The sequence below is a fragment of the Frateuria sp. genome, from assembly GCF_035943815.1.
GTDB lineage: Bacteria > Pseudomonadota > Gammaproteobacteria > Xanthomonadales > Rhodanobacteraceae > Frateuria_A.
Window position 1 is genome coordinate 395,893 of record NZ_DASZBU010000015.1, and the last position, 23,949, is coordinate 419,841.

The 23,949-nt window shown below is 68.3% G+C and carries 24 protein-coding genes; 9 read left to right on the forward strand and 15 right to left on the reverse strand.

Annotated elements, in window-relative coordinates; genetic code table 11:
- Positions 1-81 precede the first annotated feature (81 nt).
- Positions 82-741: a maleylacetoacetate isomerase gene (maiA, locus tag VGU65_RS12360; protein ID WP_327476135.1), complete on the reverse strand. Its 660-nt coding sequence runs from the start codon at positions 739-741 to the stop codon at positions 82-84.
- Positions 742-968: 227 nt separating this feature from the next.
- Here maiA and VGU65_RS12365 point away from each other — a divergent pair, with 227 nt between their 5' ends.
- Both VGU65_RS12365 and VGU65_RS12370 read left to right on the forward strand, forming a co-directional pair.
- On the forward strand, positions 969-2,147 hold the full coding sequence (locus tag VGU65_RS12365; protein WP_327476136.1) for a phosphoglycerate kinase: 1,179 nt from the start codon (positions 969-971) through the stop codon (positions 2,145-2,147).
- Positions 2,147-2,785, forward strand: coding sequence for an HAD hydrolase-like protein (locus VGU65_RS12370; RefSeq protein WP_327476137.1), 639 nt, complete (start codon positions 2,147-2,149; stop codon positions 2,783-2,785). Before VGU65_RS12365 ends, VGU65_RS12370 begins: the two co-directional genes overlap by 1 nt.
- Positions 2,786-2,949: 164 nt before the next feature.
- Here the strand turns inward: VGU65_RS12370 and tkt are convergent, their stop codons facing one another.
- On the reverse strand, positions 2,950-4,959 hold the full coding sequence (gene tkt, locus VGU65_RS12375) for a transketolase (protein WP_327476138.1): 2,010 nt from the start codon (positions 4,957-4,959) through the stop codon (positions 2,950-2,952).
- A 241-nt stretch (positions 4,960-5,200) separates the two neighbouring features.
- On the opposite strand from tkt, the gene VGU65_RS12380 reads away from it, so the two are divergent.
- Together VGU65_RS12380 and VGU65_RS12385 are read left to right on the forward strand one after the other, a co-directional pair.
- Positions 5,201-6,001: an outer membrane protein gene (locus tag VGU65_RS12380; protein ID WP_327476139.1), complete on the forward strand. Its 801-nt coding sequence runs from the start codon at positions 5,201-5,203 to the stop codon at positions 5,999-6,001.
- A 198-nt stretch (positions 6,002-6,199) separates the two neighbouring features.
- Positions 6,200-6,793, forward strand: a complete 594-nt coding sequence (locus tag VGU65_RS12385; RefSeq protein WP_327476140.1) for a porin family protein — start codon at positions 6,200-6,202, stop codon at positions 6,791-6,793.
- A 489-nt stretch (positions 6,794-7,282) separates the two neighbouring features.
- Here VGU65_RS12385 and VGU65_RS12390 read toward each other — a convergent pair whose 3' ends face one another.
- The 5 genes from VGU65_RS12390 to VGU65_RS12410 all read right to left on the reverse strand — a co-directional run bounded on the left by VGU65_RS12390 (position 7,283) and on the right by VGU65_RS12410 (position 12,230).
- A complete protein-coding gene (locus VGU65_RS12390; RefSeq protein ID WP_327476142.1) occupies positions 7,283-8,287 on the reverse strand; it encodes a class I fructose-bisphosphate aldolase in 1,005 nt (334 codons plus the stop codon).
- Between the two features lie 126 nt (positions 8,288-8,413).
- Positions 8,414-8,845, reverse strand: a complete 432-nt coding sequence (locus VGU65_RS12395; RefSeq protein WP_327476144.1) for an energy transducer TonB — start codon at positions 8,843-8,845, stop codon at positions 8,414-8,416.
- Between the two features lie 119 nt (positions 8,846-8,964).
- Positions 8,965-10,437, reverse strand: a complete 1,473-nt coding sequence (pyk, locus tag VGU65_RS12400) for a pyruvate kinase (RefSeq protein WP_327476145.1) — start codon at positions 10,435-10,437, stop codon at positions 8,965-8,967.
- An 85-nt stretch (positions 10,438-10,522) separates the two neighbouring features.
- The gene (locus VGU65_RS12405) at positions 10,523-11,320 is read right to left on the reverse strand and encodes a S1/P1 nuclease (protein ID WP_414655822.1); all 798 of its coding nucleotides are present in this window, start codon (positions 11,318-11,320) and stop codon (positions 10,523-10,525) included.
- A 49-nt stretch (positions 11,321-11,369) separates the two neighbouring features.
- Positions 11,370-12,230 (reverse strand): MBL fold metallo-hydrolase, encoded by an 861-nt coding sequence (locus tag VGU65_RS12410; protein WP_327476148.1) that lies wholly within the window; start codon positions 12,228-12,230, stop codon positions 11,370-11,372.
- Positions 12,231-12,416: 186 nt separating this feature from the next.
- Between VGU65_RS12410 and gap the strand changes: the two genes are divergently transcribed.
- The 3 genes from gap to VGU65_RS12425 all read left to right on the forward strand — a co-directional run bounded on the left by gap (position 12,417) and on the right by VGU65_RS12425 (position 16,403).
- Positions 12,417-13,418, forward strand: coding sequence for a type I glyceraldehyde-3-phosphate dehydrogenase (gene gap, locus VGU65_RS12415; RefSeq protein WP_327476150.1), 1,002 nt, complete (start codon positions 12,417-12,419; stop codon positions 13,416-13,418).
- Positions 13,419-13,709: 291 nt separating this feature from the next.
- Complete coding sequence (locus VGU65_RS12420) at positions 13,710-15,569, forward strand: FTR1 family protein (protein ID WP_327476152.1); 1,860 nt, start codon at positions 13,710-13,712, stop codon at positions 15,567-15,569.
- A gap of 429 nt (positions 15,570-15,998) precedes the next feature.
- Positions 15,999-16,403: a group III truncated hemoglobin gene (locus tag VGU65_RS12425; RefSeq protein ID WP_327476154.1), complete on the forward strand. Its 405-nt coding sequence runs from the start codon at positions 15,999-16,001 to the stop codon at positions 16,401-16,403.
- A 67-nt stretch (positions 16,404-16,470) separates the two neighbouring features.
- Here VGU65_RS12425 and tpx read toward each other — a convergent pair whose 3' ends face one another.
- Positions 16,471-16,971 (reverse strand): thiol peroxidase, encoded by a 501-nt coding sequence (gene tpx / locus VGU65_RS12430; protein ID WP_327476156.1) that lies wholly within the window; start codon positions 16,969-16,971, stop codon positions 16,471-16,473.
- A gap of 25 nt (positions 16,972-16,996) precedes the next feature.
- Complete coding sequence (locus VGU65_RS12435; protein ID WP_327476158.1) at positions 16,997-17,275, reverse strand: hypothetical protein; 279 nt, start codon at positions 17,273-17,275, stop codon at positions 16,997-16,999.
- Between the two features lie 454 nt (positions 17,276-17,729).
- Here VGU65_RS12435 and VGU65_RS12440 point away from each other — a divergent pair, with 454 nt between their 5' ends.
- Positions 17,730-18,740 (forward strand): NHL repeat-containing protein, encoded by a 1,011-nt coding sequence (locus VGU65_RS12440; RefSeq protein WP_327476160.1) that lies wholly within the window; start codon positions 17,730-17,732, stop codon positions 18,738-18,740.
- A gap of 314 nt (positions 18,741-19,054) precedes the next feature.
- On the opposite strand, the gene VGU65_RS12445 is transcribed toward VGU65_RS12440, so the two are convergent.
- The 6 genes from VGU65_RS12445 to hppD all read right to left on the reverse strand — a co-directional run bounded on the left by VGU65_RS12445 (position 19,055) and on the right by hppD (position 23,247).
- Positions 19,055-19,372 (reverse strand): hypothetical protein, encoded by a 318-nt coding sequence (locus VGU65_RS12445; protein ID WP_327476162.1) that lies wholly within the window; start codon positions 19,370-19,372, stop codon positions 19,055-19,057.
- The gene (locus VGU65_RS12450; protein ID WP_327476164.1) at positions 19,369-20,355 is read right to left on the reverse strand and encodes a fumarylacetoacetate hydrolase family protein; all 987 of its coding nucleotides are present in this window, start codon (positions 20,353-20,355) and stop codon (positions 19,369-19,371) included. The genes VGU65_RS12445 and VGU65_RS12450 overlap by 4 nt, the downstream gene beginning before the upstream one ends.
- Positions 20,356-20,378: 23 nt before the next feature.
- Positions 20,379-21,683, reverse strand: a complete 1,305-nt coding sequence (gene hmgA, locus VGU65_RS12455; RefSeq protein ID WP_327476166.1) for a homogentisate 1,2-dioxygenase — start codon at positions 21,681-21,683, stop codon at positions 20,379-20,381.
- On the reverse strand, positions 21,680-21,889 hold the full coding sequence (locus tag VGU65_RS12460) for a hypothetical protein (protein WP_327476167.1): 210 nt from the start codon (positions 21,887-21,889) through the stop codon (positions 21,680-21,682). Before VGU65_RS12460 ends, hmgA begins: the two co-directional genes overlap by 4 nt.
- 47 nt (positions 21,890-21,936) lie before the next feature.
- Entirely contained in the window at positions 21,937-22,068 is a 132-nt protein-coding gene (locus tag VGU65_RS12465; RefSeq protein WP_327476169.1) for a GIY-YIG nuclease family protein, read from the reverse strand.
- A 108-nt stretch (positions 22,069-22,176) separates the two neighbouring features.
- A complete protein-coding gene (hppD, locus tag VGU65_RS12470; protein WP_414655823.1) occupies positions 22,177-23,247 on the reverse strand; it encodes a 4-hydroxyphenylpyruvate dioxygenase in 1,071 nt (356 codons plus the stop codon).
- A 207-nt stretch (positions 23,248-23,454) separates the two neighbouring features.
- Here hppD and VGU65_RS12475 point away from each other — a divergent pair, with 207 nt between their 5' ends.
- Positions 23,455-23,925 carry a MarR family winged helix-turn-helix transcriptional regulator gene (locus VGU65_RS12475; RefSeq protein WP_327476173.1) on the forward strand — a complete coding sequence of 157 codons (471 nt, stop codon included), beginning with the start codon at positions 23,455-23,457 and terminating at the stop codon, positions 23,923-23,925.
- The last annotated feature ends 24 nt before the right edge of the window (positions 23,926-23,949 follow it).

Sequence of the window (23,949 nt, forward strand, 5' to 3'; positions counted from 1 at the left end):
GCAATGCGCCCTTTCCTTTGGGCTCGTTCTCCTCTTTGCGGAGAAGGAGCAGATCGCTTAGCGGCGCGCGGCGACTATGCCTCAGGGCGCGTCCGGCTGCGCCTCGGGCATGGCCTGGCGGAACGCCTCCAGTTCGTTGCATGCGGCGTGGATGCGCGCGATGGTCGGCCAACGCTCCAGCGGCAGCTTCCAGCGCAAGGCGTTGTAGGCCTGTGGCACCAGGCAGGCATCGGCCAGTCCGGGCGTGTCGCCGTGGCAGTAGCGGCCGGTGGCCGAGCTGCCGGCGAGCATCGCCTCCAGCGCGTCGAAGCCGGTCTCGATCCAGTGGCGCGACCAGTCGAGCTTCTTCGCCTCGTCGGCGCCCAGGTTCGCCTCCAGGTACTGCAGCACGCGCAGGTTGCCGAGCGGATGGATGTCGCAGGCCACGGCCAACGCCAGCGCGCGCACCCGCGCCCGGCTGCGCGCGTCGGCGGGCAGCAGCGGCGGTTCCGGGTGCATCTCTTCCAGGTACTCCATGATCGCCATGGACTGGGTCAGCACCCGCTCGCCATCGGTGAGGCAGGGAATGAGCTGCTGCGGGTTGAGCGCGCGGTAGTCGGCGCCGTGCTGTTCGCCGCCATCGCGCAGCAGGTGCACCGGCCGCGTGTCGTAGGGCAGTTCCTTGAGGTTGAGCGCGATGCGCACGCGATAGACGGCGCTGGAGCGCCAGTAGCCGTACAACGCCAGCCGTTCCGCTGTCATGTGGATTCTCCCGCCGGATGAAGCCGGCAGCATAAACCGGGCAGGCACCGCCCTGCGCGCACCCGGTGCCCTGCCCGGCGGGGTGGCGGGACAGCGGCCTGCAAAGCCGTGTACGCCGGTTGCGGCGTTGCATCATGGAAACCCACGCCGGACAATACGAGGTTCGCGCCCGGACAGGGCGCGTCCGATGACCATCGATCCCGTTTGTCTGCCCGAGGAGTGGCGCCGTGTCCATCACCCGCATGAGCGATCTGGAGCTGCGCGGCAAGCGCGTGCTGATCCGCGAAGACCTGAACGTGCCGATCGAGGGTGGCCGCATCACCTCGACCCAGCGCCTGGATGCGGCGCTGCCGACCATCAAGGCCGCCCGCGATGCCGGCGCGAAGGTGATGGTCCTTTCGCACCTGGGCCGCCCGAAGGAAGGCCAGTTCGATGCCGAATCCTCGCTCGCGCCGGTGGCGAAGTGGCTGGGTGACAAGCTCGGCACGCCGGTGCGCCTGGTGGCCGACTACCTCGACGGCGTGGACGTCGCCGAAGGCGAGGTGGTGGTGCTGGAGAACTGCCGCATGAACGTCGGCGAGGGCAAGGACGAGGAGGCGCTGTCGAGGAAGTACGCCGCACTGTGCGACGTGTTCGTCATGGACGCCTTCGGCACCGCGCATCGTGCGCAGGCCTCGACCCACGGGGTGATCCGCTTCGCCCCGCAGGTGGCCGCCGGCCCGCTGCTGTCGGCCGAGCTCGATGCGCTGGGCAAGGCGCTGGAGCGGCCGGCGCACCCGTTGCTGGCGATCGTGGCCGGCTCCAAGGTGTCGACCAAGCTCACCCTGCTCGACAACCTGATCGGCAAGGTGGACCAGCTGATCGTCGGCGGCGGCATCGCCAACACCTTCATCGCGGCGGCCGGCTACGGCGTGGGCAACTCGCTGTACGAACCGGACCTGATCGACGCGGCGAAGAAGGTCATCGCCGATGCCAAGCGCCGCGGCGCCGAAGTGCCGCTGCCCGTCGACGTGGTGGTGGCGCCGGAGTTCTCGGCCAACGCGCCGGCCACGGTCAAGCCGGTCGATGCGGTCAAGGACGGCGAGATGATCCTGGACATCGGCCCGGAGACCGCGCGCCGTTACGCCGAACTCATCGCCCAGGCCGGCACCGTGGTGTGGAACGGGCCGGTCGGCGTGTTCGAGTTCGACGCCTTCGGCAAGGGCACCGAAACGCTGGCGCACGCGATCGCCGATTCGAAGGCGTTCTCGATCGCCGGCGGCGGCGATACGCTGGCGGCGGTCGACAAGTACGGCATCGCCGACAAGGTCTCCTACATCTCCACCGGCGGCGGCGCGTTCCTGGAATTCCTCGAAGGCAAGGAGCTGCCGGCAGTGGCCGCGCTCAAGGCACGCGCGAACCGCTGATGCTCTGCCTGTTCGACCTCGATGGAACGCTGATCGATTCGGAGCACGGGATTACCGCGTGCGTGAAGCACGCGCTGGAACGCCTGCGCGTGGCCATTCCCGCGCCGGAAGAGCTGCGCCGCTGGATCGGTCCGCCCCTGCGGCACAGCTTCGCGCCGCTGCTCGGTCATGACGCGGCGCAGGTCGAGGCGGCGGTCGAGCACTACCATGAGCGCTTCGACACGCACGGCTGGCGCGAGCACAGCGTCTACCCGGGCATCGAGCCGCTGATCAGGCGCCTGCTCGACGCCGGGCATCAGCTGGCGATCGTCACCGGCAAGCCGCATCGGCATGCGGAGCCGATCCTGGCGCAGCTGCCGTTCGGCCGCGCGTTCCTGCGGCTGTACGGCCCCGACCCCTCCAGCGCGCGCAGCGAAAAGGCGGACATGGTCGCCGCGGCGATGGCCGATTTCGGCGCCGCCGCGGACCAGACCGTGATGATTGGCGACCGCCATTTCGACATCGAAGGCGCGGTAGCCAACCGCGTGCGCGGCATCGGCGTGCTGTGGGGATTCGGCAGCCGCATGGAACTGGAACAGGCCGGCGCGGCGGCGATTGCGGCCACGCCGGAGGAACTGGGCGTGCTGCTCGGCGCCTGACGCGCTCCATCCTGGAAGCTTTCGGGGAAAGCCGAGGCCCATCGTGCCGCGAACTACCCCTCTCCCCTGCGGGGAGAGGGCCTGGGGTAAGGGGCCAGACTTGCGGCAAGCGCCCATCCACCTATCGGCACCTTCCCCCGCCAAGCGGGGGAAGGTTGCGTCGATCAGCCGATCACGCGCTTGGCCGCATCCACCACGTTCGTGACGGTGAAGCCGAAGTGCTCGAACAGCTGCGGCGCGGGTGCCGAGGCGCCGAAGCCGGTCATGCCGACCACCTCGCCATCCAGGCCCACGTACTTGAGCCAGTAGTCGGCGGTGGCCGCCTCCACCGCCACGCGCGCGCGGCACCAGGACGGCAGGATGCCCTCGCGGTATTCCAGCGGCTGCTCGTCGAACACTTCGGTGCACGGCATCGAGACCACGCGCACCGGCACGCCCTGCTGGGCCAGCGTGCGCGATGCCTCCATCGCCAGCTCCACCTCCGAGCCGGTGGCAATGATGATCGCCTTGAACTTGGTGTCGGCCGGGTCGGACAGCACGTAGGCGCCGCGCGCGATGTCGGCCACCTGCTGCTCGTTGCGCTGCTGGTGCTTGAGGTTCTGGCGCGAGAACACCAGGCAGGCCGGGTTGCCCTTGCGCTCGATGGCCGCCTTCCACGCCACCGCCGATTCCACCGCGTCGCACGGGCGCCATACCTGGTTGTTCGGGATGTAGCGCAGGCTCGCCAGGTGCTCGACCGGCTGGTGGGTCGGGCCGTCCTCGCCCAGGCCGATCGAGTCGTGCGTGTAGACGTGGATGGCGTGCGCCGGGATCAGCGCGCTCATGCGCACGGCGTTGCGGGCGTAGTCGGAGAACACCAGGAAGGTGGCGTCATAGGGAATGAAGCCGCCGTGCAGCGCCAGGCCGTTGGCGATCGCGGTCATGCCGAACTCGCGCACGCCGTAGTAGACGTAGTTGCCCTGGCCGTCGCTGCTGTTGCCGTTGCCGGCGTCCTTGCTGCCCTTCCACTTGGTGAGGTTGGAGCCGGCCAGGTCCGCCGAGCCGCCGATCAACTCCGGCAGCAGCGGGCCGAAGGCGTCCAGCGCCATTTGCGAGGCCTTGCGCGAGGCCACTTCCGGGCCTTCGGACTGCATCTTGGCGATGTACGCCTGCGCCTTGTCGGCCCAGTCGGCCGGCAAGTCACCGGCCAGGCGGCGCTTGAACTCGGCGGCCAGTTCCGGATGGGCCTTGGCGTAGGCATCCAGCACGGCGTTCCACTCCTGCTCGCGCTTGGCGCCGGCGGCCTTGGCGTCCCAGCCGGCATAGATCTCGGCCGGGATCTCGAAGGGCGGATACTTCCAGCCCAGCTGCTCGCGCGCCGCGGCGACCTCGTCCTTGCCCAGCGGCGCACCATGGCTCTCTTCCTTGCCCTGCTTGTGCGGGGCACCGAAGCCGATGACCGTCCTGGCGCAGATCAGCGTGGGCTTGTCGTCCTGCGCGGTGGCCTGCGAGATCGCACGCCTGACCGCCTCGGCATCGTGGCCGTCGACGTCGCGGATCACGTTCCAGCCGTAGGCCTCGAAGCGCTTGGCGGTGTCGTCGGTGAACCAGCCCTGCACCTCGCCGTCGATGGAGATGCCGTTGTCGTCGTAGATCGCCACCAGCTTGCTTAAGGCCCAGGTGCCGGCCAGGGAGCTGGCCTCGTGCGAGATGCCTTCCATCAGGCAACCGTCACCCAGGAACACATAGGTATGGTGGTCGACGATGGTGTGGCCCGGGCGGTTGAAGTGCGCCGCCAGCACCTTCTCGGCGAGCGCGAATCCGACCGCGTTGGCCAGGCCCTGCCCCAGCGGGCCGGTGGTGGTTTCCACACCGGGCGTATGGCCGTATTCGGGATGGCCCGCCGTCTTCGAATGCAGCTGCCGGAAGCGCTTGAGTTCGGCCATCGGCAGGTCGTAGCCGGACAGGTGCAACAGCGCGTACTGCAGCATCGAGCCGTGGCCGTTGGAAAGCACGAAGCGGTCGCGGTTGAACCACTTTGGGTTGGCCGGGTTGTGCTGCAGGAAATCGTTCCACAGCACCTCGGCGATGTCGGCCATGCCCATCGGCATGCCCGGATGGCCGGATTTGGCCGCCTCGACGGCGTCCATGGCGAGTGCGCGCACGGCGTTGGCGAGTTCGCGGCGGGTGGTCATCAGTGAAGTCTCCGGACAAGCGGCAAAGCGCCAATTGTCGCCGATCGGGCGGTTACTGTCGCGTCATTGCCGGGCTTCCCCGAAAGGAAGCCGATTAATTCAGCCTTAATCGTCCCGGCGCGGATATCGCGGAACTTCAGGCGGGCTTGGGTTCAATGCCTGGCGCGCATGCCCCGTGCGCCCTGTCCGGCCCGCTCCCCACGCGCCGGATGGCCTGGCCTCAAAATCAGGAGTTAACTCCATGAAAAACACGCTGTACGTACTTGCCTTGGGTTCGGCCGGTCTGCTGGCCGCGCCGGTCTTCGCGCAGGACACCACGCCTCCGGCCGATCAGGCAGCCAGCCAGCCGCAGGCCACTGCGCCCGCACAGAACCCGACGCCCGACGAAGCATCCGGTGGCGGCGGCAACTACCAGTCCGGCCAGCCGGTAGGCAGCGGCAACTGGTTCATCGACGCCAATGTCGGTCGCACCGATGGCAACAGCAGCGGCGGCTTCGGCAGCAACGCCAGTTCCTTCAACTTCTTCAACGGCCATCGCGGCCGCCGCACCGGCTACGGCCTGGCGGGCGGCTACCGCTGGAAGGTCGGCCATGACCTGGGACTCGGCGTCGAAGCAGGCTATGCCGACCTTGGCAACTTCCGCATACGCAACGTGTTCAATTCGAGCCCCGTCAACCAGCGGGATACGGTCAACGCGCTGCGCGGCTGGATGCTCGGCGTCAACGGCCGCATCAACCTGACGCCGCAGTGGTACGTAGGCGCGCATGGCGGTTGGTTCCGGGCCAACGACAACAACCAGCGCTACTACGACACGATCAACCAGCAACTGGGCTTTTCCAGCGGCAAGCACGCCGGTCGCGGCAGCTGGTACGGCGGTATCGGCACCGGCTGGGACATCAACGAGCATTTCGGCGTCGGCTTGCAGTACGACTACTTCCACGCCAACGCAGGCCATTACACCAATCCGGCCACGGGCGAGCGGATAGCCGGCATCAAGCGCTCCACCGGCATCGTTTCGCTGACGGGCGAATACCGCTTCTGATGTGCTCATCCGACGGATGGACGTCTAGACGTCCATCCGTCGAATCGGCTTCTACCTTAACGGCAAATTACCCGCGGCTTCATGGAGATTGAATCTTTCGGCCACCGGCCCCATCCAAGGAACACGCGTCGCCCTCCCCATTCCGGGCGCGCGCAGGCGACTCCCCGCGATCGCTACAACAACAGGAGAATCTCCCCCATGAAAAAGACGCTGCTTGCCCTTGCCTTCGCTTCCGCCAGCCTGCTGGCCGTCCCCGCCGCATTCGCGCAGAGCGCACCGACCCATACGGACGGCTGGTTCGTCAACGGCAACGTCGGCCGCACTTCGATCGACAAGGGTCCCTACAACAACCACGACACCGGCTATGCGATCGGCGGCGGTTATCGCTGGTCGTTCGATCCGTTCGTGGCGATTGGCGTGGAAGCGGGCTACAACGACCTGGGCAACATCCACGTCAAGAACCTCTTCAACAGCAACGACGTGGTCGATCGCGGCCGCTCGCAGCTGCACGGCTGGACCGCCGGCGTGAACGGTCACTTCAACGTCGGGCAGAACTGGTACGTGAGCGCGCGCACGGGCCTGTACAGCTGGAAGGGCCACGGCCTCTCCAACGACGTCAACCCGGTGCGCAAGAGCCTGGACGACACCAGCTGGTACGCCGGCGCCGGCGTGGGCTACGACTTCAGCAACAACGTCAGCGTGGGTCTGAACTACGACCATTACGACGCGTCCAAGAGCAACGTCAACCTCGACACCAACATGGTGTCGGTCAGCGCCGAATACCGGTTCTGATGCCGCTGGCGCAAGGACGCGCCGTCATGGAGAAGAAGGGCACCCATCGGGTGCCCTTCTTTTTGGCTCCCTTTCCCCCCGGGAAGCAAGTGCGCCGCAAGCACACGGACCCGCGCGATCTCCTGCCTCAGCTCCCGAGCGCCCCCGGTATAGCGGCTGCGGCTCCTCTATGAGCATGCGACTCACCAAGCCAGGCGCAATGGCACCTAGCTCTTATCCCTCCCTGTGCTTAGCCAGGCCGTTTCTTTACTTTTCTTTGGGCCAGCAAAGAAAAGTGACCCGAGCGCCGACAGGCGATCGGAAGCCCGCCGCAGGCGAGCCCAGTTGCCGGAAGACCTCGCAAAGAGCGGCAGATCAAGCAAGGCCTCTGCAGGAATCCCCGCGAGCCCCGGCCCCTCACCCCCTCCCCGGAAGGGAGAGGGCGCAAAAGAAAAGGGCGCCTTTCGGCGCCCTTTTCTACATCCTCGTTGGAACTGGCCTTGCCGGAACTCAGCCGTTCCACTGGCCCAGCGCAGCCAGGCCGTTCTCGCGGGCGCGCGCGGCGACGGTCTTCTGTGCCTCGGCATAGTTGCCCTTCATGTCCTTGGACCACAGCTTGAGCGCCGCCTGCTGCATGGCACGGCCATAGGAGAAGGACAGCGGCCAGGGATGCGGCCCGATGCGGTTCATGGCGTTCAGGTGCGCGGTCGACTGCTCGTCGGTCTGGCCGCCGGAAAGGAACACGATGCCCGGCAGCGAGGCCGGCACGGTGCTCTTGAGCACGCGCACGGTGGCCTCGGCCACCTCCTCGGCCTCGGCCTGCTCGTCGCAGTCCTTGCCGGGGATGACCATGCTGACCTTGAGGATCGTGCCCTCCAGCATGACGTTCTGCTCGTACAGCGCATTGAACAGGCTGCGCAGCACGGCCTCATGCACCTCGTAGCTGACCTCGATCGCGTGGTCGCCGTCCATGATCACTTCCGGCTCGACCATCGGCACCAGGCCGGCTTCCTGGCACAGAGCGGCATAGCGGGCCAGCGCGTGTACGTTCGCCTCGATGGCGGTGGAGCTGGGGTTGTCGTCGGAGATGTTGATCACCGCGCGCCACTTGGCGAACTGCGCGCCCAGCTTGACGTACTCGGCCAGACGCTCGCGCAGGCCATCCAGGCCTTCGGTGACCACGTCGCCCGGAAAGCCGGCCAGCGGCACCGGACCCTTGTCGACCTTGATGCCCGGGATGATGCCGTTCTTCTTCATCACCTCGGTGAAGGGCACGCCGTCGCGGGTCTTCTGGCGGATCGTCTCGTCGTACAGGATCGCGCCGGAGATGTGCTCGGAAAGGCCCGGCGCGGTGAGCAGCAGCTCCCGGTAGGCGCGGCGGTTCTCTTCGTTGTTCTCGATGCCGACGGCCTCGAAGCGCTTCTTGATCGTGTTGGTCGATTCGTCGATCGCGATGATGCCCTTGCCGGGCGCGACCATCGCCTGGGCGATGCTTTCAAGGTCTTCGATGCTCATGAACGACTCCGTGCAGGACGAGGCGGGGACACCGCAATGGATTTCCTGCCGCCTTCGGCGGCCGGTCAAAGAACCGCCGATTATAGCCGCAAGCGTCAAGGCCGTCGTGACGGCCGCGCCGGAGCCTCAGTGGGCGTAGCCGGACAGCCGGCAAGGCGCCATCACCTTCTGCTGGCCGGCCGGATCGGAGGGCGCGTTGAAGGGCACGGTGTAGTAGGTGGCGACCGGGTCGTGGTTCTTGTTGGACAAGGAGGGGCCGTAGCGGAAGTTGGACACCGCGCTCATCGCGATCTGGCCGAAGTCGCCCTGGGGCACCACCTTCTCGACCTTCAGGTCGCGCGGCACGCCGTCCGAACCGATCATGTAGCTGACCGAAGCGCAGCCGGGCCGGTTGACGCCGCGCGCGCTGTTGGGCACGTCGATGTCGACCTGGTGGTTGATCAGGATCCAGTGCTCGTACAGGTGCTGCGGATCGACCTTGTTCAGCGATTGCGCCATGGCCGGAAAGCCGGCGGCAAGCAACGCCGCAAGGGCGAGACGGCGGACGGTGATGTTCATGGCGGCCTCCTGGGCATGGGGGTCGCAGTGTAGCGCCGTGGCAGTGAGCCGGCCGGGACCGGCTCCTTCTCCCGCGGCTCTGCTCGAAGATGGGGAAGAGGTGAACGCTAGAGCCGTGCTTAGAGGTCCCGCAGGCTCTCCACGATGCCCTCGGCGCCCACCAGCAGCAGCTTGAGCGTGTTGGTGCCGCCGCCGGCGCCGACGCGGTCACCCTGGGTCAGCACCACACGGTCGCCTTCGGCCAGCTTGCCCAGCGCGAACAGCTGGCGCACGGCTTCGCGCGCGTTGGCGGCCGAGCTCTGGCTCACCTGGTCGAATGCCACCGGTTGCACGTCGCGCAGCAGCAGCATGCGCCGGCGCGCATCGGCGGCTGGCGAGAGCGCGTAGATCGGCACCGCGCTGCGGTAGCGGGAGAGCCATTGCGCGGTGGCACCCGATTCGGTCAGCGCGATCAGCGCGCGCACGCCGAGCTGGCCGGCCAGCACCATCGCGGCCAGAGCGATCGCCTGGTCGGCGCGGTCCAGCCGGTGCCCGGCGGAGGCCAGGTCTTCCTTCGGTTCGAACTGGCGCTCGGCACCCAGGCAGATGCGGCGCATGGCCGCCACCGCCACATCGGGATGCGCGCCGGCGGCGGTCTCCTGCGAAAGCATCACAGCGTCGGTGCCGTCGATCACCGCGTTGGCGACGTCGAGCACCTCGGCGCGGGTGGGAATCGGCGCGGTCACCATCGACTGCAGCATCTGCGTGGCGGTGATCACCGCGCGGTTGCGCGCCACCGCCTCGCGGATGATCTTCTTCTGCAGGCCGGGCAGTTCGGCGTCGCCGATTTCCACGCCCAAGTCGCCGCGCGCCACCATCACCGCGTCGGAGGCGTCGATGATCTCGCTCAGCACGGGGATCGCGTCGGCGCGCTCGATCTTGGCCACCAGCGCGCCGTGGCCGTCGGCCTCGCGCAGCAGGCGGCGCGCGGTTTCCATGTCCGCGGCCGAGCGCACGAACGAGACGGCAAGGAAATCGGCGCCGATCTCGGCGGCCAGCTTGATGTCGGCGCGATCCTTGTCCGACAGCGCCGCCACCGACAGGCCGCCGCCCTGGCGGTTGAGTCCCTTGCGATCGGAAAGGCGGCCGCCGATCAGCACCTCGCAGCGCACCTGCGCGCCGTCGACCTCGACCACGCGCAGCGCGACCAGGCCATCATCCAGCAGCAGTACGTCGCCGGCGACCACGTCCTGCGGCAGCTGGTGGTAGCTCACGCCGACGCGGGTGCGGTCGCCGGGCGGAGCATCGGGCGAACAGTCGAGCACGAACGGGTCGCCCGGCTGCAACTCGATGGGTCCGTTGGCGAACTTCTCGATGCGGATCTTCGGGCCCTGCAGGTCGGCCAGGATGCCGACCTCGCGCCCGACTGCCGCGGCGGCGTCGCGCACCGCCGTGGCGCGGGCGCGATGGTCCTGCGGCTGGCCATGGGAGAGGTTCAGGCGGACCACGTCGACGCCCTCGGCGATGATCCGCTCGAGCATGCCCGGCGAGTCGGTCGCGGGGCCTAGGGTGGCGACGATCTTGGTGCGGCGCAGGTGGTTTTCGGGGTTCATGCCGGCAGGCTAGCAGATGCCGGCGGCGCCGCGGCCACGCTGCAATCGTATGCACCGCGGCCTGCGACGGCCGTCGCGGACGGGCTCAGCCGAGCGTGCGGTTGAGCAGCTCGGCCAGGCGCCGGCCGGCCTCGCGCAGGCGCCGTTCGGCCCGCGGGAGCTGGGCCTGCACGTAGGACGCGCCGATCGTATGGCCGTCCGGATAGATGTCGCGGGTGAGCCGGCAGGATTCCTCGGCCCAGGCCGCGTATGGCGCGGCCGAGGCCGGCGGCAGCGCGGCGGGGCCGCGGGCGTCCAGCTGCTGCGCGTAGTCCTGCCATGCCAGGTCGCGGCTGCGCAGCATGCCCGAATCCCACACCCGGTGCAGGTTGCTGCCCTTGCCATCGAACTGCACCTGGTCGGTGTTGCCGCCCTTGTCGTCGCGGTAGCCGGCATGCAACGGCTGGTGCACGTCGCCGAGGAAATGCACGACGAACTTCAGCGCCTCGCGGCGCGCCTCGTCGCTCTGGTGGCGGTCGCCGAGCACGGCGACGTAGTGGTCCAGCGCGCCGACCACGCAGCGGCCGTCCGGGCAGTCTCGCGGCGGCTCGTAATGGCACTGGCGATCGCGGAAGTTGATGTAGTGCAGGCCGCGCGTGGCCTTCCATAGCGGCTGCTGCGCGGGATCGTCCTGGATGTCGTCGGCCCAGGTGGCGACGTCGGCCAGGCGACGCGTGTGTTCGGGCGCGAGCAGCCGCTCAACCTGTGCCTCGGCGGCGGGGCTCAGGTGGCGTTGCGCCAGCTCGGCCACGATGCGGTGGCCATCGGGACCCCACGCACGGGCATCGGGAACCAGCAGGAAGCAGGCGAGCAGGAAGACGGCGTGGCGGCGCAGGGTGGCCATCGGCAGCAACAGGTTGGAAAAAACGGGCGGTGAGTTTGCCACGCGCCGGTCAATCCGTCCGCAGCGGCAGCTTGAGGTAGCGCTGGCCGTTGGCCTCCGCCGGCGGCAGGCGCCCGCCGCGGATGTTCACCTGCAGCGCAGGCCACAGCAGCCGGGGCTGCGCCAGGCCGGCGTCGCGCTGGCGCCGCATGGCGACGAACGCATCCTCATCAACGCCCTCGCGGATGTGACGGTTGTGGGCGCGCTGCTCGGCGACGGGAACCTCCGCGCGCGGCGCCTCGCCTTCGGGCGGATAGTCGTGGGCCAGGAACATGCGGACGGCGGGCAGGCCATAGATGCGCCAGACCGAACGGAACAGCGCATGCGCATCGCCGCCGGGGAAGTCGCACCGCGCCGTGCCGGCGGCGGGCGAGAACAGCGTATCCCCGACGAACACGGCGTCGCCGATCAGGTAGCTCACGCTGTCCGGCGTGTGGCCGGGCGTGGCGATGACGCGAATGGCGAGGCTTCCCAGCGCCAGCTCGTCGCCGTCGTGCAGCAGGCGGTCGAACGCGCGGCCGTCGAGGCCCGGCTCGGCCGCATCCAGGCCCAGCCGCTGGCGAAAGGTTGCCTGCACCTGCTCGATGCCGGCGCCGATCGCCGTGCCCGCGCCGGTGCGCTCCTTCAGCCAGTGCGCGGCAGACAGGTGGTCGGCGTGCGCGTGGGTCTCCAGGATCCAGCGCACGCTCGTGCCCGCGCGTTCGGCCGCCGCCAGCACCGCGGCCGCGCCGGCATGGCCCACCGTGCCGCTGGCCGGATCGAAGTCGAGCACCGGGTCGATGATCGCCGCTTCGGCGCTGGCCGGGTCGCGCACCAGGTAGGTCCAGGTCGAGGTGGCCGCATCGAAGAACGGCGTGATGTGCGCTTGCATGGCATCGGCTCCGGATGGCGGCCCGGATGATGCTCGCATGCGCAGGCGCAAGAGCGATGGCGCGATACGTGCCTGGGCAGCTTTCGCGGTGCCGCGAGGCGGACGCGGCTTCAGGCTAAAATGGGCGTTCTCTGGCGACCCGGCGGGCCGCCAGCCGCCTTCACCGAACCAGAGGAAGCAACGCCCATGGCCATCAAGGTCGGCATCAACGGCTTCGGCCGCATCGGCCGCAACGTGCTGCGCGCCGCCGTGCAGAACTTCGCCCAGGACATCGAGATCGTCGCGATCAACGATCTGCTGGAGCCGGACTACCTGGCCTACATGCTGCGCTACGACTCGGTGCACGGCCGCTTCAAGGGCGAGGTCGCCATCGAAGGCGGACATCTGGTCGTCAACGGCAAGCGCATCCGTCTGAGCCAGGAGCGCGACCCGGCCAACCTGAAGTGGGACGAGGTGGGCGCCGACGTGGTCATCGAGTCCACCGGCCTGTTCCTGACCAAGGAAACCTGCCAGAAGCACCTGGACGCGGGCGCGAAGAAAGTGATCCAGTCGGCCCCGTCGAAGGACGACACGCCCATGTTCGTCTACGGCGTGAACCACCAGAAATACGCCGGCGAGGCGATCATCTCGAACGCCTCGTGCACCACCAACTGCCTGGCGCCGCTGGCCAAGGTGCTCAACGACAAGTGGGGCATCAAGCGCGGCCTGATGACCACCGTGCACGCCGCCACCGCCACCCAGAAGACCGTCGACGGCCCGTCCAACAAGGACTGGCGAGGTGGCCGCGGCATCCTGGAGAACATCATCCCCTCCTCCACCGGCGCGGCGAAGGCCGTGGGCGTGGTCATCCCCGAGCTCAACAAGAAGCTCACCGGCATGTCCTTCCGCGTGCCGACCTCGGACGTGTCCGTGGTCGATCTCACCGTCGAACTCGAGAAGCCGGCGACCTACGCCGAGATCTGCGCCGAGATGAAGGCGCAGTCCGAGGGCGCCCTGAAGGGCATCCTGGGCTACACCGAGGACAAGGTGGTCGCCACCGATTTCCGTGGCGACGCTCGCACCTCGATCTTCGACGCCGAGGCCGGCATCGCGCTCGATCCCACCTTCGTCAAGTTGGTCAGCTGGTACGACAACGAGTGGGGCTACTCCAACAAGTGCCTGGAGATGGTGCGGGTGGTGGCGAAGTAGGCATCAAGCCGGCTTCTCCACGAAAGCCGTTGCATGCAGCAAGGCCGGGACCCGCGAGGGACCCGGCCTTTTCTGTCGGTTGGGAGGCGCCCGGATGGCCGCCGAACACACGCTTGGGTGGCCGGCGCTGCGGCATCCCGACACGCCCGCCGCCTACACGCGGTTACGGCCTATACTGTGGCAATGATAGGCATTCTCAACAAATGGACAGCCCGGACGCTGGCTGCCCTCCTGCTGGCGGCCGGTTGTCCTGCCTTCGCCCAGGACCCGCCCGCTTCTCCCGCTACGGCCATGACGGCCAACGGCCCGGCGCCGGCCACGGTCAGCCAGACCTGGCAGATGCTCGACTACCTGGCCACCGACTACGCCGGCGCGGTGCGCGACGGCCAGGTGCTGAGCGCCTCGGAGTTCGCCGAGATGCGCGAGTTCGCCGGCACGGTGCGCCAGCGCATCGCGCAACTACCGCCCGGTACGGCCACGCCGGCACTGCAGGCGCAGGCCACGCGCCTGGCGCAGGCGATCGATGCCAAGGCGTCCACCGGCGAGGTCGCCAGCCAGGCCCACGCGCTGGCCGATGCCCTGCTGGCCGCCTATCCGGTGCCGACCGCCCCGGCGCAGGTGCCCGACCTGGCCCACGGCGCCACGCTGTACCGGCAGAACTGTGCCGCCTGCCACGGCGCGGGCGGCCATGGCGACGGACCGGCCGGACGCGCGCTCGACCCGCCGCCGATCGACTTCACCGACCGCACGCGCGCCGACCAGCGCAGCGCGCTGTCGCTGTTCGAAGCCATCAGCCAGGGCGTCAAGGGCACGGCGATGGCCGGCTATGCCAACCGCCTGCCGGTCGAGGAGCGCTGGTCGCTGGCCTACTACGTCGGCACGCTGGCATACGCCGCCGAGGCGCGCGACGGTGCACAGGCCTGGCAGCACAGCGCCACGGCGCGGGCGCGACTGGACAACCTGGACGAGCTTTCGCGCGCACGCGTGGCGCAGCTGGCGCCCGTGCTGGGCGAACGCCAGGCCCGCTCGATACTGGGCTACCTGCGCGCCCATCCGGATGCGATGCCCAGGTCCGCCTCCGGCCTAGTGCTGGCGCGCGAACGGCTGGCCGCGAGCCTGGCCGCGCACCAGCACGGCGACGCCGCCGAAGCGCAGAGGCTCGCGCTGTCGGCCTACCTGGACGGCGTCGAGCCGGTCGAACCGCAGCTGGACGCGCGCGATGCCGCGCTCCGCGCGCAGCTGGAAACCGCCATGGGCGCCTACCGCAGCGCGGTCGCCGGCAGGGAGACCGAAGCCGAGGTGCTGGCCCGGCAGCATGCGGCCGACGCCCTGTTGCAACGCGCCCAGGCCACCCTGGCGGGCGGCGCGGCCGATGCCGCGTCGACCTTCCTGGGCGCCTGGACCATCCTCGTACGCGAAGGATTGGAGGCGCTGCTGGTGGTGGTCGCGCTGCTGGCCTTCCTGCGCAAGGCCGAACGCCCGGCCATGCTGCGTTACGTGCATCTGGGCTGGAGCCTCGCCCTGCTCGCCGGCCTCGCCACCTGGGCGGTGGCCAGCTACGCGGTGGCGATCAGCGGCGCCGGGCGCGAACTCACCGAAGGCCTGTCCTCGCTGTTCGCCGCCGCCGTGCTGATGTGCGTGGGCCTGTGGATGCATCGCAAGAGCGTGGGCGGCCGCTGGCAGAGCTACCTGAAGGCGAAGATGGCCGCGACGCTGGACCGCTCGGCCTGGTTCCTGTTCGGCCTCGCCTTCATCTCGGTCTACCGCGAAGTGTTCGAGACCATCCTGTTCTACGTGGCGATGTGGAACGAAGGCCCGCGCGCCTGGCTGCTGGCCGGCATCGGCGTGGGCGCGGTCACGCTCGCCGCGATCGCCTGGGTGCTGCTGCGCACCAGCCGGCGGCTGCCGCTGGGCAAGTTCTTCTCGGCGAGTTCCGCGCTGATCGCGCTGCTCGCCTTCGTGCTCACCGGCAAGGGCATTGCCGCCCTGCAGGAGGCCGGCTGGATCGGCGTGCATGCCGCGCCCTTGCCGCGCATCGAGCTGCTGGGGATCTATCCGACCTGGCAGTCGGTGAGCGCACAGCTGGCGGTGGCGCTGGTGCTGGCGGTGGGTTACGCGCTGAACCTGCGGCGGACGGCAGGGCCGAGTTAGCCGCGCTTTGCTTCCTCTTCCCCGGCACCGCCAGGGAGTAGGCCTCGGGCCGGTGATGGGCTTCCCGCGAGCCTCGACCCTTCACCCCAGCCCTCTCCCCCATCCTTGATAGGAGCAGGGGGAGAGAGGGAGCAGGTGTGCGCACACACTACCCACCCGGCAACCTTACTCAGCTCCCCGCCTCTGCTCCCGAGCGCCCACGCACAGGAAGCAGTCGATGCACTCGTCAGAGTTGACGACCAGGAAGTTGTGCCCTTCGTGGAAGGCGGTGTTCTTCGGCACGCCTGCGCGCCGGAGCATCCGCCACATCTACGTGGCCATGGGCACTACGTCACCTGGCCATGCCGTCTTGATGAAAGGCACGCTGACCCTCAAGTAAGCTGTGTCGCCGGCGCCCTCGCGGCGCCGGTGATCCCATCGAACGATCCCATGTCAGATACCACGCTCACTGAAGAGGCGATCGCCCGCCTGGTCGACCGCTTCTACGACAAGGTCACCGCCGATCCCGTGCTCGGCCCGGTGTTCAACCCGGTGGTGCACGACTGGCCCGAACACAAGCGCCTGCTCACCTCGTTCTGGTGCTCGGTGGTGCTGCGTGCGGCCAGCTACCGCGGCAACCCGATGGCCGTGCATCGCCAGTTGCCCATTCGCGCCGAGCATTTCGACCATTGGCTCGCGCTGTGGAGCGCCACCTGCAGGCAGGAGCTGGACGAAGCCGGCGCGGCGCAGATGATCGACTACGCCCAGCGCATCGGCCGCAGTCTGAAATACGGCATCGGCCTGAACCCCGATGCTCGCGGCATCGGCGTGCCGCTCGTCTCCGTCAGCCGCTGAGGCTGCGCGCTTTTCGGCTCCCTCCCCGGCTACGCCGGGAGAGAGGGAGCACGAGCGCATCCTTGCTTCAGCCCAGCGCCTTGATCGCCGCGTCGTAATCGGGTTCGTGGGTCAGTTCGTCGACCAGCTGCGCATGCAGCACGCGGTTGTCCTCGCCCAGCACCACCACCGCCCGCGCGGCCAGCCCGGCCAACGGCCCGGTCGCCAGCGCCACGCCGTAGTCGGCGAGGAACTCGCGCCCGCGCATGGTCGAGAGCGTCACCACCCGCTCCAGGCCCTCGGCACCGCAGAAGCGCGCCTGCGCGAACGGCAGGTCCGCCGAGATGCACAGCACCACGGTGTTGGAGAGGCCGGCCGCCACTTCGTTGAAGCGCCGCACCGAAGTGGCGCACACGCCGGTATCGATGCTGGGAAAGATGTTGAGCACCTTGCGCTGTCCGGCATAGCTGGAAAGCGCCACGTCGGTCAGGCTCTTGCCGACCAAAGTGAAGGCCGGCGCCTGCGCGCCCTTGGCCGGAAACGTTCCCGTGACCTCGACCGGCTCACCCTTGAACTTCACTTGCGACATGGCGGTTCTCCTCGTCTGGATAGACCTACAAGTAGAACATGGTCTTGGCCAGGAACACGATGCCCATCATCAACACCAGCACGGCGCGGAGAGTGCGGCGGAAGCGGCACACGCTCATGCGCCCGCACAGGCCGGCCCAGGCTGCGTTGACGAATACGCCCAGCACGGTAAAGGCCAGGGTCACCTTGATCGGCAGGAACCAGCCGAAACGCGTGCCACGCAGGCGATCCCGCCGCAGCGGATGTCGAGCGGCATGCTCCGCTGGCAAAAGCGGCAGCACCACGAACGGCATGAAGCGGCGCACGGCCGGCCCGGGTGACGCTGCGTACGCGCATGACCATCGCCACCGGCATCGAGCCAAAGTAGCCGATGGTGAGCACGCGCAACGGCGCCAGGCCAAGCACCGGGCGATGCCTGGCCAGCAGACACAGGCTCTGCACCGTGTACAGCGCATGACGCCGAGGGCAGTTGCGTGCGCCCAGCGGGTTCCACCGTAGCCCGGCGGTCGCGGCAGCAGGCTTAAGGCATTTTAGATAGCCGCTTCACCGGTACCCAAAGATGCCGGTCGCACACTCGCCGGCATTCCGCTTCGCGTCCAGTCCAGGGGGAACCCGCGTGGAAGGAGGTGTCGTATGCGCGGTCTAGTCATCAACCGTCCCGGGCGTAGCCCCGCAAGACATGCGCTCGGACCAGCTATCGCATTGGCCATCGCTGCCGTATGGTCGCCGGCGATGCCGGCACAGGTACAGCACCATGGAATGATGGGGCGCGGCGACGTGTTGATCGCCGATCAGTTCAACAATCGCGTGATCGAGGTCGATCCGCACACCCACTACATCGTGTGGCAATTCGGCACCGGCTCGGACAAGCCCGGACCGCACAGCGTGGTGGGCACCAACGACGCCGAGCGCTTCGGCCGCTATACGCTGATTTCCGGGACCGGCATCCCGCCCAGCAGCCCGCCGTTGCCCGGATGCTCCGACCCCATCAACGGCTGTCCCGACAACCGCGTGTTCGTGGTCGACCATGAAGGCCACATCGTCTGGCAGTACGGCAAGGCCGGCGTGACCGGGGCCGGTTTCAACCGCCTGAACACGCCGGTGCAGGCGGCGGTGCTCGATGGATTCCGGGATGAGCCGGGCTTCCACGTGATCATCACCGATCAGGGTAACCAGCGCGTCATCGTGGTCGACCGCTTCCACCACGTCGTGTGGCAGTACGGCACCACCGGCGTGGCCGGAAGCGGGGCCAACCAGCTCAGCAATCCCAACAGCGCCGAACTGCTGGAAAATGGCCACGTGCTGATCGCCGACGAATCCAACAACCGGGTGATCGAGGTGACGCTGCACGGCCACATCGTGGCCCAGTTCACCGCCGGCGGCACGGTCAACGGCGCCGCCTTCGCCAGCCGGTTGCGTAACGGCGACACGTTGATCACCGACTCCAACAACAACCGCATCGTCGAGGTGAACGCCCACGACGTCGTGGTCCGCCAATACTTCACCAACAAGCAGGCAGGCAGTAACCCCAACCCACTGCCGACGCGTGCGGTACGCCTGCGCGATGGCGACACGCTGATCAGCGATCAGTTCAACGATAGGGTGTTCGCGGTCTCGCCGCACGGGAAGATCGTCTTCACCCAGGGCAAGCTCAACGTGCCGGGGGACGGCTTCAATCGGTTGAACGGGCCATACGATGCGAAGGTCATCGGCGATTTCACCGGCCTGACGCCGCCGTGGGCGGACGACGACGATGACGATGACCGGTAGCGTGCCGGACGCTGCGGCCGCGGGGAGAGCCGCCGGCAAGCCGCAATGATGTGATCAGCAGAAGGGCGACGCCGCCATGGAAACATGGCGGCGTCTTCCTGCGGGCCCTGTCCTCATGCGTGCAACGGTATCTTCCCTGGCGATCGTAACCGGCTGGCTGGCGCTGCTGGCCGCCGCACCGCGCGGCAAGAGTGTGGCTCATGGGCCAGTGTGCCGGTGACTCCGGAGTGGACCTCGACCGAGGTCAGGACACGACCGAGCTGGGTGGACAGAAGGTCGCGGGGCTTCGCGCAAGGCCTTGCCCGCCGGAAAGCTCAACCCCGAACCGCACCCTCCAGATAGATCCGCGCCGTCGTCAGGTCCTGCGCATCGAGCGCATCGGCGGACGACACCACGTTCCCCCCGCCATGGCACGAGGCGCACAGGTTGTGCGGCAGGGCCGCTGCCGCGCGGTCGGCCGCGTGGCCGAGGGCGTGGTCCGGAGCGGCATGGATCGCCAGGCCCAGCAAGGGCGCGGCGGCGCCGGCGACGAGAACGGACAAGGGGTGCGGCATCGGCAGGCTCCTACGATGGACGATGCCCGGCAGGCCGGGACCACCCAGGCGCCTGTGCGCCTGGGTGGCGTCGATCATGCCGACAGCGGCGTGACGATTTGTTCGATGGCGCCGAAGATCGAGGCGCCGTCGGCGTCGGTGACCTCGATCCGCAGCGAATCGCCGAACTTGAGGAACGGCGTGCTCGGCTTGCCGTCGCGCAGGGTTTCCACGGTGCGCTGCTCGGCCAGGCAGGAGGCGCCCTTGCCGGTGTCCTGGTTGGCGATGGTGCCCGAGCCGACGATCGTGCCGGCGGTGAGCGGGCGCGTCCTGGCCACGTGCGCCACCAGCTGCGCGAAGCTGAACTGCATGTCCACGCCGCACTCGGCCTCGCCGAACCACCGGCCGTTCAGCCAGGTGCGCATGGGCAGGTGCAGCTTGTCGCCCTTCCAGCAATCGCCCAGCTCGTCCGGCGTGACCAGCACCGGCGAGAGCGCCGAACGCGGCTTGGACTGCAGGAAGCCGAAGCCCTTGGCCAGCTCGTTGGGAATCAGGCCGCGCAGCGACACGTCGTTGACCAGGCCGACAAGCTGGATGTGCCCGGAGGCCTGCTCGGGCGTGGCCGCCATCGGCACGTCGTCGGTGACCACGATCACCTCGGCCTCCAGGTCGATGCCGAAATCCTCGCTGGGCACCACCACCGGATCGCGCGGCCCGAGGAAGCCCGCGCTGGTGGCCTGGTACATCAGCGGGTCGGTGTAGAAGCTCGCCGGCACCTCGGCGCCGCGCGCGCGGCGCACGCGCTCCACGTGCGGCAGGTAGGCCGAGCCGTCGACGAATTCGTAGGCGCGCGGCAGCGGCGCGGCCAGCGCCGACACGTCCAGCTCGAAGGCCCCCGCGGCCCGGCCGCCATTGAGCTCGTCGGACAACGCATTGAGCCGCGGCGCGGCGTTGGACCAGTCATCCAGCGCGGCCTGCAGCGTGGGCGCGATGGCGCCGGCCTTGACCGCGCGCGAGAGGTCGCGGCTGACCACGATCAGCGTGCCGTCGCGGCCGCCTTCCTTGAGACTTGCGAGCTTCATCGGGTTCTCCTGCGCAAAAGAGTTCAGGCCTGCGGCGGTGCGAAGTGCCGCGCGATGCCCTGCCAGCACTGGTAGTAGTTTTTCTGCAGCTGCGGCGACTCCAGCGCCTGGCGCGTGGGCCGGATCACCTTGCGCGTCTCGAACATGAAGGCCATGGTGCCGCCGATCACGTCGGGCTTGGAAAGATCCGCGCTCGACGCTTTCTCGAAGGTGGCCGCATCCGGGCCGTGGCCGCTCATGCAGTTGTGCAGGGAGGCGCCGCCTGGCACGAAGCCTTCGGCCTTGGCGTCGTACACGCCGGTGATCAGGCCCATGAACTCGCTGGCCACGTTGCGGTGGAACCAGGGCGGGCGGAAGGTGTGCTGCGCCACCAGCCAGCGCGGCGGGAAGATCGCCAGGTCGACGTTGGCCGTTCCCGGCGTGTCGCTGGGCGAGGTGAGCACGGTGAAGATCGACGGATCGGGATGGTCGTAGCTGATCGAGCCGATCGTGTTGAAGCGGCGCAGGTCGTATTTGTACGGCGCGTAGTTGCCGTGCCAGCCGACCACATCCAGCGGCGAATGGCCGATCTTCGCCTGCCACAGCGTGCCCTGGAACTTGGCGACCAGGCGGAAATCGCCCTCCACGTCCTCATAGGCCGCGCAGGGTGTGAGGAAGTCGCGCGCGTTGGCCAGGCAGTTCGAGCCGATGGGGCCGAGTTCGGGCAGGCGCAGCAACGCGCCGAAGTTCTCGCAGACGTAGCCGCGCGCCTCGCCCCCACGGCCATCGATCTGCGGAAGCTCCACGCGGAAGCGCACGCCGCGCGGGATCACCGCGATCTCCTGCGGCTCCAGCTCGATCACCCCGAGCTCCGTGGCGATGCGCAGGCGGCCCTGCTGCGGCACGATCAACAGCTCGCCGTCGGCGTCGTAGAAGAAGCGGCCCTGCATCGAACGGTTGGCCGCGTAGAGATGGATGCCGATGCCTGCCTGTTCGGCTGGGCCGCCGTTGCCGGCGATGGTTACCAGGCCGTCCACGAAGTCGGTGGGCTGCGCGGGGCTCGGCAGCGGGTCCCAGCGCAGCTGGTTGGGCGTGGCCAGCGCCTCGTCGAAACGGTTGTGGAAGCCTTCGTGCGCGAGCGGCTCGAACGGCGCGTGCACTGCTGCCGGGCGGATCCGGTAGAGCCAGCTGCGGCGGTTCTGGTGCCGCGGCGCGGTGAAGGCGGTGCCGGAGAACTGCTCGGCGTAGAGACCATGGGCCACGCGCTGGGGCGAGTTCTGGCCTTCGGGCAAGGTGCCGGGAACCGCCTCGGTGGCGAATTCGTTGGCGAAGCCGGATTGGTAGTTCATGCGTCTCTTTCCTGGTGGGTCTGACGCGTGATGGCCCCCTCACCGTTCGCGCTGAGCGTAGCTCGCGCAGCGAGCGGAGTCGAAGCGCCCTCCCGCACACGCTGGTGCTTGTGCTTGCCTTTGGCCAGAGCGCCGATGGCGCTCCAGTCGCCGGCCATGTAGGCCAACTTCTTTGCATGGCTCCAACCCTTGAGCTTGCGCTCCATGGTCAGGGCCTCGTATCGCGTTTCGAAAGCTTCCGTGTGGACCAGCTTCACCGGTCGACGGGTAGCCGTGTAGGCGCAGCCCCCTGGTCATGCTGATCCATGCGTCGGTCCAGATCGTCGGTGTGGCCGATGTACAGGCTGCCGTCGGCGCACTGGAGAATGTAGAGGGTGAAATCCATTTCCGGCTCCCTGATGGACTGCCCTTCGACTTCGGCCCGCTGGGGCCTACGCTCAGGGCGAACGGATAATTCCAACCGTTCACCCCGAGCGTAGCTGCGCAGCGGGCGCTAAAGCACGCCGCGCTTCATCTGATCCCGTTCGATGCTCTCGAACAGCGCCTGGAAGTTGCCCTCGCCGAAGCCCTCGTTGCCCTTGCGCTGGATGATCTCGAAGAAGATCGGCCCGATGTTGTTCTGGGTGAAGATCTGCAACAGCTTGCGCTGCTTGGTTTCCGGGTCGGCGTCGATCAGGATCTTGTTCTTGCGCAGGCGTGCCACGTCCTCGCCGTGGTTGGGGATCCGAAGGTCGATCACGTCGAAGTAGGTGTCGGGCGTGTCGAGGAACTCCACGCCCTGCGCGCGCATCGCCTCGACCGTGGCGTAGATGTCGTCGGTGAAGCAGGCGATGTGCTGGATGCCCTCACCGTGGTAGGCGTCGAGGTACTCGTTGATCTGGCTCTTGGGGTCGGACGACTCGTTGAGCGGAATGCGCACGATGCCGTCCGGCGCGGTCATCGCCTTGGACACCAGGCCGGTCTTGGCACCCTTGATGTCGAAGTAGCGGATCTCGCGGAAGTTGAACAGCCGCTCGTAATAGTCCGACCACTTCTGCATGTTGCCGAAGTAGAGGTTGTGCGTGAGATGGTCGATGAAGGTCAGGCCGAAACCCTTGGGGTTGGGACCGGCGCCTTCGACCGGCGCATAGTCGGCGTCGTAGACGCTGCCGGCGTTGCCGTAGCGGTCGATCAGGTACAGCATGCAGTCGCCGATGCCCTTGACCACCGGCGCGTTCACCGCCTTGCTGGAAGCCTTGTGCTCGACCGCCTCGCCGCCGTTGGCCAGCACCTTGCGGCAGACCTCGTCCGCGGGCGTCTTGAAGCGGATGGCGAAGCCGCAGGCGCAGGGGCCGTGCTTGGCGGCGAAGTCGGCGGCGAAGGAATCGGGATCCTCGTTGACCAGGAAGTTCACGCCATTCTGGCGGTACACGGTGATCGGCCGGCTCTTGTGCCTGAGCACCGCCGTGAAGCCCATCCTGCGGAACAGCGTGTGCAATTCCTGCGCGCGCCCGGCCGGCGCGGCGAACTCGACGAACTCGAAGCCGTCGATGCCCATCGGGTTCTCGAACGTGGTGACCTGCATGCCGAGGTTCGGTTGGGCGTTCATGGCGCTCTCCTGGAATGGCGGAAGACGTAAGCTGGCAGCGCGGCCCTGTCCGCAGCATGCGCGGCGGCCACGAAGAATTCGGCTAGAACGCCGTTATAGTTACATATGAAACCATTTGCAAGGAACCGCGCCGCCGTGCCCGCCAAGCGCCAACCTGCCCGTCCATCGGCCGAACATGTCCCTTTGAAGCACGCCCCGTCGAAGCAAGCCTCGCCGGAGCACGCGCCGCTGGAACTGGAGCATTTCCTGCCCTACCAGTTGTCGATCGTGTCCAACACGGTGAGCCAGGCGATCGCCGACGACTACCAGCGACGCTTCGACCTGGGCGTGACCGAGTGGCGGGTGATGGCCGTGCTGGCGCGCTTCGACGGCCTGTCCGCGCGCCAGGTGGCCGAGCGCACGGCGATGGACAAGGTGGCGGTGAGCCGTGCGCTGGCGCGGCTGGTCGAAGCGGGCCGGGTAAGCCGCGGCACCCACGACGGCGACAAGCGCCGCTCGGTGCTCAGCCTCAGCGAGGCCGGCTGGGCGATCCACGACCAGGTGGCGCCGATGGCGCGCCAGCGCGAGCGCGAGCTGCTGGCGAAGCTGGACGGCGAGGAGCAGGCCTGGCTCGAGCGCATCCTCGACAAGCTGATGCCGCCGGACAGCCCGTGAGCCCTCCCCGCTTGCACGGGGAAG